The sequence below is a fragment of the Candidatus Omnitrophota bacterium genome (assembly GCA_018830005.1).
Lineage (GTDB): Bacteria > Omnitrophota > Gorgyraeia > JAHJTE01 > JAHJTE01 > JAHJTE01.
The window spans coordinates 97,361-112,402 of sequence record JAHJTE010000003.1; the positions used below are offsets into that span (position 1 = coordinate 97,361).

The 15,042-nt window shown below is 38.4% G+C and carries 18 protein-coding genes and 1 riboswitch; all 18 genes read right to left on the reverse strand.

Annotation, left to right across the window (positions count from 1 at the left end; genetic code table 11):
• Positions 1-159: 159 nt before the first annotated feature.
• Complete coding sequence (locus KJ593_07055; protein MBU2541644.1) at positions 160-939, reverse strand: inositol monophosphatase; 780 nt, start codon at positions 937-939, stop codon at positions 160-162.
• 26 nt (positions 940-965) lie between these two features.
• Positions 966-1,925 (reverse strand): permease, encoded by a 960-nt coding sequence (locus KJ593_07060; protein ID MBU2541645.1) that lies wholly within the window; start codon positions 1,923-1,925, stop codon positions 966-968.
• Positions 1,913-2,059, reverse strand: a complete 147-nt coding sequence (locus KJ593_07065) for a hypothetical protein (protein ID MBU2541646.1) — start codon at positions 2,057-2,059, stop codon at positions 1,913-1,915. Before KJ593_07065 ends, KJ593_07060 begins: the two co-directional genes overlap by 13 nt.
• 49 nt (positions 2,060-2,108) lie before the next feature.
• Positions 2,109-2,828, reverse strand: a complete 720-nt coding sequence (locus tag KJ593_07070; GenBank protein MBU2541647.1) for a 1-acyl-sn-glycerol-3-phosphate acyltransferase — start codon at positions 2,826-2,828, stop codon at positions 2,109-2,111.
• A 96-nt stretch (positions 2,829-2,924) separates the two neighbouring features.
• Positions 2,925-3,743 carry a sulfide-dependent adenosine diphosphate thiazole synthase gene (locus KJ593_07075; GenBank protein ID MBU2541648.1) on the reverse strand — a complete coding sequence of 273 codons (819 nt, stop codon included), beginning with the start codon at positions 3,741-3,743 and terminating at the stop codon, positions 2,925-2,927.
• Positions 3,744-3,796: 53 nt separating this feature from the next.
• Positions 3,797-3,907: riboswitch (TPP riboswitch) on the reverse strand.
• Positions 3,908-4,037: 130 nt separating this feature from the next.
• Entirely contained in the window at positions 4,038-4,403 is a 366-nt protein-coding gene (locus KJ593_07080; GenBank protein ID MBU2541649.1) for a NifB/NifX family molybdenum-iron cluster-binding protein, read from the reverse strand.
• Positions 4,400-4,873 carry a DUF134 domain-containing protein gene (locus KJ593_07085; GenBank protein ID MBU2541650.1) on the reverse strand — a complete coding sequence of 158 codons (474 nt, stop codon included), beginning with the start codon at positions 4,871-4,873 and terminating at the stop codon, positions 4,400-4,402. The genes KJ593_07080 and KJ593_07085 overlap by 4 nt, the downstream gene beginning before the upstream one ends.
• A gap of 160 nt (positions 4,874-5,033) precedes the next feature.
• Positions 5,034-5,759 (reverse strand): energy-coupling factor ABC transporter ATP-binding protein, encoded by a 726-nt coding sequence (locus tag KJ593_07090; GenBank protein ID MBU2541651.1) that lies wholly within the window; start codon positions 5,757-5,759, stop codon positions 5,034-5,036.
• A gap of 2 nt (positions 5,760-5,761) precedes the next feature.
• On the reverse strand, positions 5,762-6,532 hold the full coding sequence (gene cbiQ / locus KJ593_07095) for a cobalt ECF transporter T component CbiQ (GenBank protein MBU2541652.1): 771 nt from the start codon (positions 6,530-6,532) through the stop codon (positions 5,762-5,764).
• On the reverse strand, positions 6,532-6,822 hold the full coding sequence (locus tag KJ593_07100; GenBank protein MBU2541653.1) for a PDGLE domain-containing protein: 291 nt from the start codon (positions 6,820-6,822) through the stop codon (positions 6,532-6,534). The genes cbiQ and KJ593_07100 overlap by 1 nt, the downstream gene beginning before the upstream one ends.
• Positions 6,823-6,824: 2 nt before the next feature.
• Positions 6,825-7,460 (reverse strand): energy-coupling factor ABC transporter permease, encoded by a 636-nt coding sequence (locus KJ593_07105; GenBank protein MBU2541654.1) that lies wholly within the window; start codon positions 7,458-7,460, stop codon positions 6,825-6,827.
• 17 nt (positions 7,461-7,477) lie between these two features.
• The gene (locus KJ593_07110; protein ID MBU2541655.1) at positions 7,478-8,749 is read right to left on the reverse strand and encodes a carbohydrate porin; all 1,272 of its coding nucleotides are present in this window, start codon (positions 8,747-8,749) and stop codon (positions 7,478-7,480) included.
• A gap of 93 nt (positions 8,750-8,842) precedes the next feature.
• The gene (locus tag KJ593_07115) at positions 8,843-8,989 is read right to left on the reverse strand and encodes a DUF2292 domain-containing protein (GenBank protein ID MBU2541656.1); all 147 of its coding nucleotides are present in this window, start codon (positions 8,987-8,989) and stop codon (positions 8,843-8,845) included.
• Positions 8,990-9,065: 76 nt separating this feature from the next.
• A complete protein-coding gene (nikR, locus tag KJ593_07120) occupies positions 9,066-9,479 on the reverse strand; it encodes a nickel-responsive transcriptional regulator NikR (protein MBU2541657.1) in 414 nt (137 codons plus the stop codon).
• A gap of 134 nt (positions 9,480-9,613) precedes the next feature.
• Entirely contained in the window at positions 9,614-10,282 is a 669-nt protein-coding gene (locus KJ593_07125; protein MBU2541658.1) for a DUF2490 domain-containing protein, read from the reverse strand.
• Positions 10,283-10,468: 186 nt separating this feature from the next.
• Positions 10,469-12,355, reverse strand: a complete 1,887-nt coding sequence (locus KJ593_07130; GenBank protein ID MBU2541659.1) for a phosphoenolpyruvate carboxykinase (GTP) — start codon at positions 12,353-12,355, stop codon at positions 10,469-10,471.
• Positions 12,356-12,485: 130 nt separating this feature from the next.
• A complete protein-coding gene (glgA, locus tag KJ593_07135) occupies positions 12,486-13,949 on the reverse strand; it encodes a glycogen synthase GlgA (GenBank protein ID MBU2541660.1) in 1,464 nt (487 codons plus the stop codon).
• 2 nt (positions 13,950-13,951) lie between these two features.
• A complete protein-coding gene (gene galT, locus KJ593_07140) occupies positions 13,952-14,983 on the reverse strand; it encodes a galactose-1-phosphate uridylyltransferase (protein MBU2541661.1) in 1,032 nt (343 codons plus the stop codon).
• Positions 14,984-15,042: the final 59 nt, after the last annotated feature.

Consider the following 15,042-nt stretch of genomic DNA (forward strand, 5'->3'; position numbering starts at 1 on the left):
AGTTATCAACCCAAGGTAGTTATCTTAGGGCGGACTCCTTTACCTTTATATAAATATGTTACTCCCGACTTAAACTTAAGTCAATTAAAAAAATATCCCAGCTCTACTCACAACAGGAGATGGATTTAAATTTCCCTGAAAACCCATGCTAAACAAATATCATTTAAGGACTTCCAGCATCTGCTTATGAATCTTGCCATTAGAGGCCACAATAAAAGATTTCTCTATATTAACGCCTTGGCCGTCTCTTCCAGTAACCTTACCACCTGCCTCCTCCACAATGAGCTTTCCTGCCGCAAAATCCCAGGGGCTTAAAATGAATTCCCAAAAACCAGATGCCCTACCGCAGGCAATATAACAAAGGTCTAGGGCAGCTGAACCGAATCTTCTTAAGCCCACGATATTTTTAAGAAAAAATCGCTTTATATTTTCTAGATTCTCAATCATCTGTCTGCCTCTATCATAATAAAATCCAGTAATAAGTAGTGCTTCCTCTAATTTATCCGCATCTGTTACGCTGATTTTTTTGCCATTTAGATATGCACCGCGATTACGCTGGGCAAAGAAGAGTTCGTCATGCACTACATCATAGACAACGCCTAGGACTATCCTATCTCTCTTTGCTAATGCAATAGAAACACAAAAAATAGGTAATCCGTGAGAAAAATTATTCGTGCCATCAAGGGGATCTATGATCCATGTGTATTCTGAATCCGTCCTTTTATATTTATTCTCTTCTGCTAGGAAATTATGTCCGAGAAAATAATCCCTGATTAGGGAAACGATTTTCTTCTCAGATTCAATATCTGCAATCGTAACCCGGTCAAAGCTCGTTGACTTTGTTCTAATTTCTATATTCTTAGTGAAATATTTCTTATGGATCTTGCCTGCTTGCCTAGCTGCCTCTATCGCTACCTTTGCAAATTTATCCTTATTCATAGCCGGCAACTTTCCCTTATATGATCTCAAGTTAAGACAGTTTGCAATAAATTAAACAGATATCCTGTAAAAATAATCGCCAAAGTTACAATTGCAAAAAATATAGCTATTAACTTCAATTTCATGGCCCTTCTTAGCATAACCGCCTCCGGAAAACTCAAAGCAGCTACTGCCATCATAAATGCTAATGTTGTTCCTAAGGGAATTCCTTTTTTAAACAAGACTACGGCAATTGGGACTATTGCAGCGCAACTTCCATACATCGGCACCCCCAAGACTGTTGCAATTGGAACTGAGAATATCCCTGTCTTGGCTATTATTGACTGGATCGTCTCTTGCGGGACATAATTATGTATTAATGCTCCTATGCCTACAGCTATTAATATCCAAAACCATAACTTCTTAATGATTGACTTAGTCTCATCTATTGCAAAGGAGATCCTAGCTCTTAGGCCTTGATAGTTATTCTTATCAGCTAATTCTACATCCTGAGAAAACATATCCTGAACAAGCTGAGTTTCTAAATTCATCCTGCCTAATATTAACCCTGCTAGCGTGCCTATCAAAATTCCGCTTATCACATAAAGAAGAGTGATTTTCCAGCCAAAAAAACCAAGCATTAGAACTGCTAAGTATTCATTGAGTAAAGGAGAGGTAATAAGAAATGAAAAGGCGATTCCCAGAGGAATGCCTGCTTTTAGGAAACTCAAAAAAATCGGGATAGATGAACAGGAACAAAAAGGCGTTATAGCTCCAAAGATTGAGGCAAATAGATTCCCGAATCCTCTTTTGGCAACAATCCAGTTCCTCACCTTATAGGCAGGTATGTAAGTCCTCAAGAAAGCAATAACTGAAATCATCACAGAAAGCAATAATGTAATCTTTACTGAATCGTAAATAAAGAAGTTAAGAGAATTGATCAATTTAGATTCGGGATTTAATCTAAATAACGAATAGACTAGCCAATCAACAATTAACTGCAGCATGAGTTACCTTTTGCATTGTCTTTAGACGAACAGCAAGGAGTTTCTTTCGCCTTTTTCTCTAATTTTTTGTCAAGCGCTTCAGTTTTATCTTTGAAAAAATTATTGATTTTCTCAAATAGTTTATTTTTTTTCATACATCCTCCTTTTTGTTAACGTTTCTTACAGCAGCCGCAATCAGGGCTGTTAAATTAGACTTGGTCCAATTTTCTCTTGTACGATATCTCTAAGATGGGCGAAATCGGCGGGTTTGAAATCTTCTGTATTAACTGCAGGAAGCACCTTTAACTCAGCGGATACCTTTGTTTTGAAAATCCAGCTTCCTTTAGTGATGGCTTCTCTGGTGCCGCTTATACAGATGGGGAGAATAGGTTTATGTTCTTTTATAGCAAGCTTAAAAGCCCCGTTCTGGAACTTGTTCATCTCATCTGTTTGACTACGGGTACCTTCTGGAAAAAACAATACTGACATGTCTTTCTGAAGCCAACGGGCAGCTTCTCTATAAACCTTCTTAATGCTCCCGAACTTCCCCCTGGAAAGCTTGATGTGCTTTATAAGGGAAAGGTTCCATCCCACAAACGGTACTTTAAAGAGGCTTTCTTTCGCCACCCACTTGAATTGCATATGGGTCTTATATAACACTACAATGTCGGCCAGGCTTTGGTGATTAGCAACTACTACATATGTTTTGCGTGGATCAATATTTTCCAAACCGCTTACGCGAATATTCCAATACGGATTCAAGCCTATTACGGCATCCGCCCACCAGAAACACTGCGCATGAGCAAATTTCCTTTTTTTATCAAAAGGTAGAGATATAACTACTGCAAAGAACACTACAAAAAAAAGAAGAATTGTTATTATAGCAGTAATTACCCATATTGTTATTGATAGCAAGGCCTTCATATGATATTCCTATTTTCTAATCCTTCCTATTGATTTTATAACAAAACCCACTGCAATATATTATATCACAGTGGGCTCTATAAAATAAGAGGAAATCTAAACAGTAATTTCTTCTTTCGCCTGTGAAAATTCTTTTTCCGTGCTACTGGAGAGAAATTGTATGGCTATCTCTGCAGCCTTTTTGCCTGAAAATAGCATACCGCCAAAAGTCGGTCCCATACGCGGTATTCCATAAGCAGTCGAAACAGCCATGCCGCTCACAATCAAGCCAGGATATATCTGATTTGTATTTTCTACAACTAAATCTTCCGAAGAATTAACATCCATAGGCCCAAATCCTTCTAATTTCAAAAGTTTTCTCTTTTCTAGGGCGCGGCAAACGCACGCATCATGACCAGTGGCATCAATAACGACTTTAGACTCTAAAGAAATAGGATCAACACATGTAATTTGTCTAGGCAGAGCTGACACGGGTGTCCAATTTATAACTACGCCCTCCACTCTTTTATTACGGTAAACCACATCATCAAATTTAGTCATATTTAAGATTTTGACTCCTGCATCACAAGCGCTGGATATAAGTTTTGAGCAGGCATTTGGTCCATCAGCAGTAAATAAGCCTTCTTCTGCCTGCTTGTATGGAACCTTGAGCTCATCTAGAATACTTTGAGCCGGCGCCCGGAAGGTAAGTGTATTCATTAAATACCCACCAATCCAAAAACCGCCACCTAAATAGTTATTGGCCTCAATAACTAATGTCTTAAATCCGCTTCTGGCTAAATCTCTAGCTGCTATAAGTCCGCTGGGACCACCGCCAACAACTATCGCGTCTGAAATAATGTACTCATCTAACCACTTGCTAAACTCTCCTAAAATCGCCCTGCTTATTTTTGCCTCACTAACCTTTTGGAACATATCTGCACCTCCCTTTAAAATAAAAAACCCTATGCCAACACATAGGGTTAAGTTTAAAACATCATCATCTTCCCTCCGCTGGCATTATCCAGATCAGGTTCATTGGGTCATCTGCTTAAAAGCAGAACTCTCAGATCGTTACACGACCTCCCCATTGTCAATTATATTAAATCACTATTTTCCTCTTTTGTCAATAATACATTAAATTCTCCAAATTATAGTCCTCGCTCCTGCCCCAAGGCTATGATTTTCCTAACTGGTTAGGAAGCCTTAAGGAATACTGCTTTAAAAAAACTAATGACAACTGTGGTCAATGCAGGCATTCTCAACAGTAATTTCTTCTAGTCTGCCTTCTTTATATCTCTTAATTATTTCCTCTACTGTTTCAGCGCGTACCCTATAAACACTAATACCACCCTCATTAAGTTTTGAGACGGCTCTTGCTCCCATTCCAGCGCAGACTACTGCATCAATACCCTTTTTATCTAATGCCTTTAGGGGATGACACATCCCGTGCATATGATGATTATCGCTATTATTAATGATCTCAAAGGTATTTTTGTCTGTATCGTAGATTAGAAAATAAGGTGCACTTCCAAAATGAGCATTAACTTTTGCCTTAATACCTTCTTTTGTTTCTATAGGAATGCAAATCTTCATCTTTGGCCCCTCCAACATCTACCCCTTCCACCACCAAAACCACCTGCTCCTGCCCGACCTCTGCCTTGTGGCGCTCTATGGATATTTAGGCTCCTACACTTAGGGCATTCATTTGGTCTGCCAGAGCCATAGGCTAGACTCCACTCATTCTCGCAATCATAACAGGTAAAATGTTTTTCCATCATTTTAACAACACCTCCTTCTATTTTTAATGCCTTGCTATTAACTAACGCATCTGCAATCTTTTTATGTGCAGAAATAACTATATTCCCGAAGGTTTGCCTTGAGACATTCATCTTTTTAGCAGCATCTTCCTGATAATTGCCTTCTAAATCGGCAAGTCTTATTGCCTCAAGTTCATCCATGGTTAAATCAATTTCATCTAATAAATCAGCGGGTATACCTCTGGGTTTAAAATAATTTGCATCTGGCCTGCAACGAACCCTGCGGCATCTAAATGGTCTTGGCATTTCAGCCTCCAATAGTTATTGGCATATGCTAATTATAAAATAACATATTCCGTTAGACTTGTCAAGTCCCCTGCAAACAATAACCCTCTGCAGCTAAATACATTGCAGAGGGTTATTGGAAAGTGTTTTTTAGACTATTTCTAAAGAAGATCTTACTTTTTTATAAAATTGAATTCGGCATCTCAAGGCCGTGACTTTCCAGTAAAGATTTGTTTCTAAGAATGTCTCTGGTATTGCCTGTCGCAACTATCTTTCCCTTATCAAGCAGCGCGAGTCTTGAGCAGATTTGTAATACTAAATCTAAATCGTGCGTCACAATAATTTTTGTAAGCTTTAATTGTTTAAGAAAATTTATCAAGTTGCGCCTATGCCTTGGGTCTAAATTACTACTTGGCTCATCTAAGACAAGGATTTCTGGCTTCATTGATAATACTGTAGCAATAGAAACGCTTTTCTTCTCGCCAAAACTTAAGTGGTGTGATGGACGCTGCATAACCTTAAGCATATCTACTTCCCTTAAGGCCTCCTTCACAGATAATTCCACTTCATTTTTTGGCAATGCCATATTAATAGGTCCAAAGGCAACGTCATCAAAAACCGTCGGCATAAAAAGCTGATTGTCTGGATCCTGAAAAACCAATCCTACTTTTCTCCTAATTTTAGCCAGACTCCTGTCATTTACCTCTAGGCCAAATATTTTGATACGGCTATTTCCTCTTAAAATTCCATTTAAATGGAGTAAGAGAGTAGATTTGCCTGCACCATTAGGCCCAATAATCCCAACGGCCTCTTCTGTAAAAACATCTAGGCTTATATCAGATAAAGCCTCTGTCCCATCAGGATAAGAGTAATTCAAATTCTTAATCTCGATTACCTTTTTAGTCATTTTTAGCTTACTAAAATTCTAATCCCGGTTAATACGCCAATTATAATCAATAAAAAACAAAAATCTTTTATCTTTAGTTGAAAGTCATCTATTGTCTTTATCTGACCATCAAATCCTCTTGAACACATAGCAAGATATACACCCTCTCCTCTCTCATAGGTCCTTATAAATAATACACCGATCATGTTGGCAAGAACCTTAGCGTGAAGCCATCTTGAGCCGCCCACAGAACGCGCTTCTTTTGCCTGTCTCATTTTCATTAATTCATCCTGAACTACAAAAATATAGCGATACATAAAGGAAAGAATCATAATAAAAACCGCGGGAAGTCTCAATTTCTCAAGAGCCTTTAAAAGATCTGATAACTTTGTACTAGTTATAAGAAGTATCATAGATAGAATACTCAAATATGCCTTAATCAGAATATTCCAAAAAATCATCAAGCCGTCATAAGTCACAGTCAACTTTAAAGTGCCAAAAGAATACCCGCCAGCAACTTCACCTTTTTTAAAGAAGGGAATAAAAATAGCGATCATTAGAACAAATGGTATTATTACCAGTGACCTTTTCAGAATAAACCTGAGTGGAATTTTTGATAGTAAAATCAAAGCAGCAATAAGTACTCCATATAAGGCAAAAGCAATAAACGACGTCGGCCTTGTAAAAATTACAAATAAGATAAACGTAACCAGACAGCTAATCTTAACCCTTGGGTCGAGTTTATGTATAAAACTATCTACATTACTGTATTTATCAATATATCCGTGCTTCATTAAATTTCACGGCACTTAATTAAAGCTGCTAAACCATACCCTATACCAAAAACCAATAAGGTTCCTGCTATGCCAGCGGTCGAAGTAGCTAACTTTTCACTTTTAAGGTGCGGCCAGACATAATCAGGAATAGGAGATGAAAAAACTGGTTCAACTTCTCCCTTTTCTAAAAATCCTTTATCTTCAGCGACTTTTTCCAATCCATCTGGCCAGGATGAAGCAAATGGAGAAAGTGCCACTGCAAAAAAAATAGCCATCATTAAACCAAAAAGGATCTCTTTCTTATCCATAATTATTCCCCTCCCCTGTATATCAAATCTGGTCTTACCTTTAAAACAAAGCCGATAACTAAACAAGTAATTATTGCTTCGCCAATTCCAATAAAAACATGTACTCCTAGCATCGCAGGAAGTGCAACCCTCAATGGTGAAGTGCCTGAGATAGCCAACTCAACAGCACATGCGCTTGAAGCAAGAACTACGGAAACCCATGCTGCTATACCTGCCCCAATAATAATCCCTTTGTTATCACTGATAATTTTCCTTATTATATTATAGATAAAATATCCCCCAATAGCTCCTATAAAAGACATATTGAAGATATTTGCTCCTAACGCCGTTAAACCGCCATCCTGGAAGATAAGGCATTGAGCAGTTAACACTACCGCAATTACAATTGCCCCTGCATATGGTCCAAGCAAAACCACTGCTAAGACTCCACCTAACAAGTGCCCTGAAGTCCCTCCCATTACAGGGAAATTAAGCATTTGAGCTGCAAAGATAAATGCAGCCATTACTCCCATCAAAGGCACCATTCTATCTTTTAAAACTAAGGCTGTCTTTTTTAGACAATAACCAATCCCTCCTACTGAAATTAGCCAGGCAGGCACCCAAGTATTTACCGCCAAAAATCCGTCTGGTATATGCATGATTTTATCTCCTTTATTTAAAAATCGACTTGCGTTCTTAATCCCCCAACAACAATGGTATTATCTCCATTCGTTGCGTCATCACCATAAGGATTCCAGATTACCTGAATATCCGGGCTTAGAGTTAGGTGGTCATTTGCCTTAAAGCTGTAATAGGTCTCAAGATGTCCTTCATCTTTTGCATTCAGACTACCTGCCTTCTTGTAATCATCCGAAGGGATGGCTTGACCGATAGCTACGGCAAACATGTCTTCGTCTCTACCCCATAGGCTCCCACTTAGTTGTAAACCTGTACTCCAAGAGTGCTCTAAGGAAAAATCATCATCTAATCCATTTAGGCGCTGTTTGGGATCTTGCCAGCCGTACCTTAGAAAAGCCCCCAGATTATCAGTTAGCTCTTGATCAAAGCTTAAGCCAAAACCACAGGCCTCTTCTTTGGTCTTTGCAGAATCAGACCATTTAGCATGTTCTCTGTCATTGAGCCACCCTAGAATACGATAGTTTCCAGGCCTGTCAAATAGGTTTGGTTTAAAATTAACCTGAACAGCATAAAAGATATTATCAAACATATCCTCCCAGTCAGAATCTGCATCCACTAGCACTAACTCTACATCAACAAAATCAGCTGGCACAATGTTAAGGCGAATACCTGCAGCATTATCAGCGAATTCAACAGTAGGTGAATTCCTGAAGATTCGTCCTAAGAATTGAGAGCCTTCATCATTAGCATATTCATTGGTATCAATAAAACAAGTTGCATCAATCTTTCCAAAGGTCAAGGTTAAAGGCAAACTCCTTAGATAATGCTCATACCATACTTCAGTTAATCTCATATTTTCATCGTTATCTGCATCACGGTTAACATTGCTGAATATCTTTAATTCATCCTCAACACCTGCGCCACCGCCAGTCTCAAAATGGATATATCCCTTACCATAATCTTCAAATTCCTTCTCCAATTCCAAATCTATGGAATATGAGGCATCGGTTGTGTCTTGCCCGTTCTTGGATAAACTATCCCCGTTGGCCTTGGATGTGCCCTGAACAACAAAGGTAGCTCCTGCGCCAATCGTAAGCCCATCGAACGCCTCCTTAATTTTTGCCAAAGTTTCCTGAGATTCTACCTGTTCGCCAATTCTTTCCTCTTGTTCAACCAATTTACTTTCTAAGTTTATAATTCTTGCCTTTAAATCTACAATTTCATCTTGAATACTTTGTGCAAAAGTAACATTGCAGGAAAAGAAAAATAAACCAACCAAAGCCAACCCTTGAAGCACTATTTTAAACATAGCCCCAATCCTCCTTATTTTTGTGCTTCCTCTGGTTGTCCAGTCGGTATCGCAAATAGTATACCTTTAGCTCTGTTGATACAGTAGCTTCTCTTAATTAAAACGTTTTTTCTCTTTTTTTTCAATCTGGACAATTTCTGAATTATGTATCGCGATCACCACCTCACCATAGTTTATTTCATGGATAGCTTTTACAATTTCTTTCATTATGTTATTCTCTATATCTTTCTTTTGATTCATATCTTTTAGTTTGATTATACTATTGCTACTTTTTAATAATTCGTGCTACTATTAGTTAAAAAAATAATACTAGCTACTAAATCCCCTTGCCAGCACTTGACATACTCAGTGTACCATGTTTTACGCCTTTTACTGATTTCAAGGTATCAGCTAATTCTTGGGCTTCTCTAGGACTTCCCTTTACAGCAATTATCTCTAAACAGTTATCATGATCTAAATGTATATGTTGAGTAGAAATGATTAGCTTTTGAAAATCATGCTGAATATCTGTAAGCTTATTAATCAGCTCTCTTTTATGGTGGTCATAAATAAGAGTGATCGCACCAGCAATTTCTTTGCCACCTTGCCACTCCTGCTTTATTAATTCCTGTCGAATTAGATCCCTGATAGCCTCAGAGCGGTTAGTGTAGCCTTTGCGCTTAATTTCTTTATCAAAATCAAGCAGCAGAGGTTCTTCCATTGCTATACCAAATCTAACTAACTTTTTCATATTTGTCAGTGTTATGTTTTTTATAAAGATAACACGAGGTAAGCTTCTTGTCAAGTCTTTTTATGGACAAAAACCCTGCTTTAAAAAGGCTGGAAAACTAACAAAAGAGTTGATCTTTATAATAAATCAGAAGATTAAAAGGAGAACTTCAATTTTGTTCCCAATACATGGTAGTCATCCCACTCATCGTTCTTTTCGCTACTCTGCCAAAGATAAAAAATATCTGTTTTTAGGTTCGTAAATAATTTAAGATTGAAACCCGTATAGAGCCTATTTCTGTTTAGGGTTTCTTTATCAAAGTCATAAAATATTTCATCCGCTATATAGGGCTCAAGCTCAAGCCTTGTTAGTTTAATTGGTACTTTTAGCGTGAATTTATTCCTATATCTCCAATAGTTATCTGCTTCTTCTCTATTCTTATATTCTAACCTTGCTCTATTGCTGAGTGAAAAATCTAACAATTTCCATTTAACTGTGGCATTAAAATGCGGTATATTCTCATATCGCCAGATGCTGCTTTTTTCTTCAAATGCCTGCCTATAATTAATGCCCAAATCTAACCATTCAACCACTCCTGAATAAACAAATCCTAAATCTGAATGCTGGTAATAAAAATTACTTGCATCATCGCCATAACGAAATTCTACCTCAAATTGCCCTTTCCAATCATCATTGATTTTCCAAGAGGCGCTCTCTGTGTTCCAGTATTGAAAATCACCATCATCAAAAGCAAAGCATAATTTATAAGCAAATAAAACTAAAAAGCCACAAATTCCTATAATAGATCCTACGCCTCTATTCATCTTCATCCTCAACTATAAAAATCTTCTCCTTTGCCATAATTACTCCTTTAATTATTGCGCAAACCTGAGGAGTCTAAATGTCGTTTATTTACTATTCTACTGCAAAAAAACCCTATACAATCTTTTTAGACGCTATAGGGTTGACATAATTATACAAATAAATACTTATCTGCTAACTAAAGGTTTCTAATTATTTTTTAACTTCTCTGGTGAAATATAATCCCCAAACTGCTTACGTGCTTTAAGTAGGCGTTCGCGCTGCTGTCCTAACACTTCAAAGAGTAGATCTGGCGTATCAGTGACATTATCTCTGTAAAACTTCTCTACCCGATCAAGCTTAGCTATATTCTCAGGGATACGAATAGTAAATTGCTTGATATAATCTTCCTTTGCGTAATCCTTTTTCAAGACTTGGGAAAAAAGCGCCCGCAGATCATCATATTCAGGAATCCAACCAGTAGGACATTGTATCGCGCCAACTTCATTATGTATACGCAGTTCCATCCACTTCACCCACACATGCTTATCACGAACAGCATTTAAGAATTTACCTTCTTCATCTCGAAGAAAGTAGTTAACGCCGAAAACAATGGGTGCTACTTTGAGCTTTTTCCCAAACTCTAAGTTATTAAGTATATACTTACCTAAAGGAATAGAGACAAAATCCTGGATGCTCATCAAGTTTATTTCAGGCACACCTTCTTTACCAATAGTTGCAAAGGTTGTTTCAGTCTCGAGCGAGGCGCCGTAAGCGATAATACCATGCTCCCAATTATAGCTCTGCTGCACCGGCACATAGCCTTTAGCATCTCTTCCACCGTACATTATACCAGCTAATTCTACCCCATTTGGATTATTCAACTCAGGATCAACATTCTCGAGAACCTCTAACCTAACAGCGTAGCGGGCATTTTTATGAGCTGCGGGGATTTTATTGCCTTCTTCATCAACCTTGCCTTCATGCCAGGCACCTGAAAAATTCACTCCTTCCTTAGGAAGCTCACAATGCATTCCTAACCAATAGGGTCTAGCGTTATTTACCAAAATGTTAGAAAATATAATTTCACCCGGACTGCTTAAGGTTTTATAAATCACAGGGTCATCAGTAGGGTTGATATTCTGAATAATGCCAAAAATTCCCGATTCGGCATTCACTGCCCTCGCCTTACCATCGATATTGCGAAAGTATGCAATATCATCGCCTACTACTGTTTCTCCAGGAAGCATAGCTGTAGAAGTTTTTCCGCAGGCGCTGGGAAAAGCTCCTGCTAAATAGGTTTTTCGTCCCTTGGGTCCATGTACTCCCACTAACAACATATGCTCAGCAAGCCATCCCTCTCTATCAGCCTTGCGAATGGTAAGACGAAGTGCAAGCTTCTTTAAACCAATGGTGTTACCGGCATACTGACTATTAACGCTATAGATAGTATCCTGCGTGTAATCGACATAAATACGCTTCTTATCTAAGTCTACACTTACCATATGCTTATTCATTTTGCCTACTGAATGCAAAATACAGAAAAGTTCAGACTGACTTACTCCTTGCTTAAACATTTCATATGCTGGCCGATAAAGAAGATCCTTACTGTGAGCCACGTACCAAGAATCCGTACACTGCACACAAGGAATGCTAAAGATAGAATTGGTTGGCCCTAATGAAAGGAAGCGCACAATCATGCTGCGACCCTGCATAGAGCCTTTAAGTAGTTCCTTTACCTCTTTTAATCCCTCTTCTCGCCCAATCTTATTCAAGGCCTTGCTTAAGGTATCAGTTTTAGGCACAAGATACTTTGTAGCTTTTCTATCCCGGCCCTGATCCTTGATGCCGTCAAAGTGATAAGTGTGTCCTGGAATCGCCAACGGCTTTTCCTCACCCTTTGAAACTGCCTGCTTACGCACATGAGAGATATCTTCTTTAGAGTCGCTACAGACAAATATATCTTTCGGATTACAAAGCTGGGCGCATTCAAAAACAAACTGATGAACTTTAGGATTTGCTATCGCGCACAACTTCTGATAGTTAGCCTTATCCAGCTTGGATTTTAATTCTTCACTAAAACTACTCGACTTCATATATATCTCCCTAAAATTAACGCCACATCGGGTGAGGTGAATTTAACTTTCAATTATACACTTAAAAACAAAAAGCCTCAAGATAAAACTTGAGGCTCATCCCGTAGCTAAAAAGGGGGCAGCTAAGAACCTAATGTCTCTTGGCTATTTGCGTATAAAGCCTAATATATTCTTTGGCAGACTTCTCCCAAGAAAAATCAAAACCCATTGCCCTTTTAAGCAGTTTAATCCATTCTTTTTTATTAGAATAAACAGAAATGGCTCTTTTTAAAGCATTAATAAAATCATCAGTATTGGCCTGATTGAATTTAAAACCATTACCTGAGACAGGATCCTGCGAATAATCAATAATGGTATCATCAAGACCGCCAACCGCCCTTACCACAGGTATAGTGCCGTATCTCAAACTATACATCTGATTTAAGCCGCACGGCTCGTAACGTGAAGGCATAAGAAACATATCAGAACCTGCCTCAATTTTGTGGGCCAGGGCGTTATCAAAAGTAATTTTTATGCCTATATTCTTTGGGTATTTCCTAGCCAATTCTCTCAATAGCTTATGATATTTCTCATCACCGGTCCCCAAGATTACTACATTAGCGCCGAGTTTTATAATTTGAGCCATAGCAGCACAAACTATATCTATACCTTTTTGTTCAGCTAGCCTGCTTATTATTCCTAATAAAGGAGCGTCTAAAGATGCCTTTAGTTTCATTTGGCTCAATAAGTCCTTCTTGCACATAAGCTTTTTGTCTAAAGTAGTTATATCATATCTAGTTTTAATAAACTTATCCAACTTTGGATTCCAATCAGAATAGTCCACTCCATTCAATATTCCATAAAGGGCGTCTTTGCGTAGATTAAGAAGGCCCTCTAATCCACAGCCGAATTCTTTGGTTAAAATCTCACGTGCATATCCTTTGCTTACCGTGCTAATTGCATCAGAATAAAGTATGCCTGCCTTTATAAAGCTGCCTCTGCCGTAAAATTCAAGAGACTCAGGGGTAAAAAATTCATAACCAATGCCTATTTCTGGCATTATCTCTTTTTCGAAAAGCCCCTGATAGGCTAAATTATGTATAGTGAAAAGTGTTCCTGAATTCTTAAAAAGCTCAGTATTTTCTCCTGCGTATTTCAAATAAAAGGGGGTTAATGCTGTCTGCCAATCATTACAATGAATAACGTCTGGCCTGAAACCAATAGCAGCAATAGAAGTCAGGACCGACTTAGCAAAAAAGGCAAAACGATGGGCATTATCCGGATAATCCTGGACCGAGGTGCCGTAGAGAAAATCCCTATCAAAAAACTCAGGTCTATCTATAAAAAAGAAATCACATTTTTCTCTCTTGCATTGATAAAGAGAAAAATAAATATCCACATTGCCTACCCTTGTCTTTAAATCTTTCTTTACCAGTCTTATTTCGAAGTCCTTGCCTTTAACCTTTGTCTGGCGGTAATACGGCAAAAATACTGCCACATTGCAACCTAAAGATTTAAGCTCTATAGGCAAAATACCAGTTACGTCGGCTAAGCCGCCTGTTTTAGCAAAAGGGGTGACTTCTGAAGAGAGCAACAGAATTTTTAAATTTTTCATTTTTAGACTTGGGCTTCTTTCAAGTATTTAGCTGCTAACTCTGGCGAGACTGGATTAATATAAAAACCGCTTCCCCATTCAAATCCCGCTACCTTAGTAAGCTTGGGGAAAAGCTCTATATGCCAATGATAATCCTGTTCGATTGTCTGCCAATAGCCAGTACGAGAGAAACGATTTGGCGAGGCATGAATTATGTAATTATATTCAGGATCATTTAATACTTTATTATATCTGGCCAGAATTACCTTTAAGATGTCCGCCAGAGACCTTATGTCCTGCTTTATCTTTGGATCATAGAAATCAATGCTGTGCTCTTTGGGCATTATACAAACCTCGAATGGAAAACGCGAGGCATAAGGACAAAAGCTTATAAATGCGTCATTCTCGTAGATTATCCTTTCCCCCCAGGACTTCTCCTGCTCCATTAAATCGCAGAAAATACAGCGTTCCTTCATCTTAAAATATAAATTCGCGCCCTTTAATTCTTCCTTCACTCTTTTGGGGGTAATCGGAAGGGCTATAATCTGATGATGCGGATGCGCCAAAGAGGCTCCGGCATTGCTTCCTTTATTTTTAAAAACCAGGATGTAACGAAACCTGTGGTCTTTATGCAAATCTTCGATTCTATATTGAAGCACGCTTATGACATCCACAATCTCATCAATTGACTGATCTTTTATTTCTTTATGGTGGTCTGTATTTTCAATAACCACTTCGTGTGCTCCGAAATTAGTCATCATGTCATGAAGTCCGAATCCTTTTTTCTCAATGGGGATATCAATGCTTAAGGCTGGAAACTTATTCGGCACCACTCTTATGCGCCAGCCTGGCTCATCGGGCTTTGTGTTGGGATCGCGTAAGCTATAAATTTCAGGCGGGGTTATCTTTTCCTTACCAACGCAAAAAGGGCATTTCTCAATATTATCCGGAGGGCTTTCTTTTTTCTCGCTGACAAAAGCGTCAGGCCGCTTATTTCTCTCTGTGGCAATAATTACCCATCTACCCAAAACCGGATCTTTTCTAAGTTCTCCCATATGCCCTCTCTTTCAACAATATGACTTAACTTATAGCCGAATAAAACAAAATTTAAAAA

Bases quoted from the DNA above. Each gene is read 5' to 3' on its own strand.
- KJ593_07055 (MBU2541644.1), bottom strand. From the start codon at position 939: ATGAATAAGGATAAATTTGCAAAGGTAGCGATAGAGGCAGCTAGGCAA.
- KJ593_07060 (MBU2541645.1), bottom strand. From the start codon at position 1,925: ATGCTGCAGTTAATTGTTGATTGGCTAGTCTATTCGTTATTTAGATTA.
- KJ593_07065 (MBU2541646.1), bottom strand. From the start codon at position 2,059: ATGAAAAAAAATAAACTATTTGAGAAAATCAATAATTTTTTCAAAGAT.
- KJ593_07070 (MBU2541647.1), bottom strand. From the start codon at position 2,828: ATGAAGGCCTTGCTATCAATAACAATATGGGTAATTACTGCTATAATA.
- KJ593_07075 (MBU2541648.1), bottom strand. From the start codon at position 3,743: ATGTTCCAAAAGGTTAGTGAGGCAAAAATAAGCAGGGCGATTTTAGGA.
- KJ593_07080 (MBU2541649.1), bottom strand. From the start codon at position 4,403: ATGAAGATTTGCATTCCTATAGAAACAAAAGAAGGTATTAAGGCAAAA.
- KJ593_07085 (MBU2541650.1), bottom strand. From the start codon at position 4,873: ATGCCAAGACCATTTAGATGCCGCAGGGTTCGTTGCAGGCCAGATGCA.
- KJ593_07090 (MBU2541651.1), bottom strand. From the start codon at position 5,759: ATGACTAAAAAGGTAATCGAGATTAAGAATTTGAATTACTCTTATCCT.
- cbiQ (MBU2541652.1), bottom strand. From the start codon at position 6,532: ATGAAGCACGGATATATTGATAAATACAGTAATGTAGATAGTTTTATA.
- KJ593_07100 (MBU2541653.1), bottom strand. From the start codon at position 6,822: ATGGATAAGAAAGAGATCCTTTTTGGTTTAATGATGGCTATTTTTTTT.
- KJ593_07105 (MBU2541654.1), bottom strand. From the start codon at position 7,460: ATGCATATACCAGACGGATTTTTGGCGGTAAATACTTGGGTGCCTGCC.
- KJ593_07110 (MBU2541655.1), bottom strand. From the start codon at position 8,749: ATGTTTAAAATAGTGCTTCAAGGGTTGGCTTTGGTTGGTTTATTTTTC.
- KJ593_07115 (MBU2541656.1), bottom strand. From the start codon at position 8,989: ATGAATCAAAAGAAAGATATAGAGAATAACATAATGAAAGAAATTGTA.
- nikR (MBU2541657.1), bottom strand. From the start codon at position 9,479: ATGAAAAAGTTAGTTAGATTTGGTATAGCAATGGAAGAACCTCTGCTG.
- KJ593_07125 (MBU2541658.1), bottom strand. From the start codon at position 10,282: ATGAATAGAGGCGTAGGATCTATTATAGGAATTTGTGGCTTTTTAGTT.
- KJ593_07130 (MBU2541659.1), bottom strand. From the start codon at position 12,355: ATGAAGTCGAGTAGTTTTAGTGAAGAATTAAAATCCAAGCTGGATAAG.
- glgA (MBU2541660.1), bottom strand. From the start codon at position 13,949: ATGAAAAATTTAAAAATTCTGTTGCTCTCTTCAGAAGTCACCCCTTTT.
- galT (MBU2541661.1), bottom strand. From the start codon at position 14,983: ATGGGAGAACTTAGAAAAGATCCGGTTTTGGGTAGATGGGTAATTATT.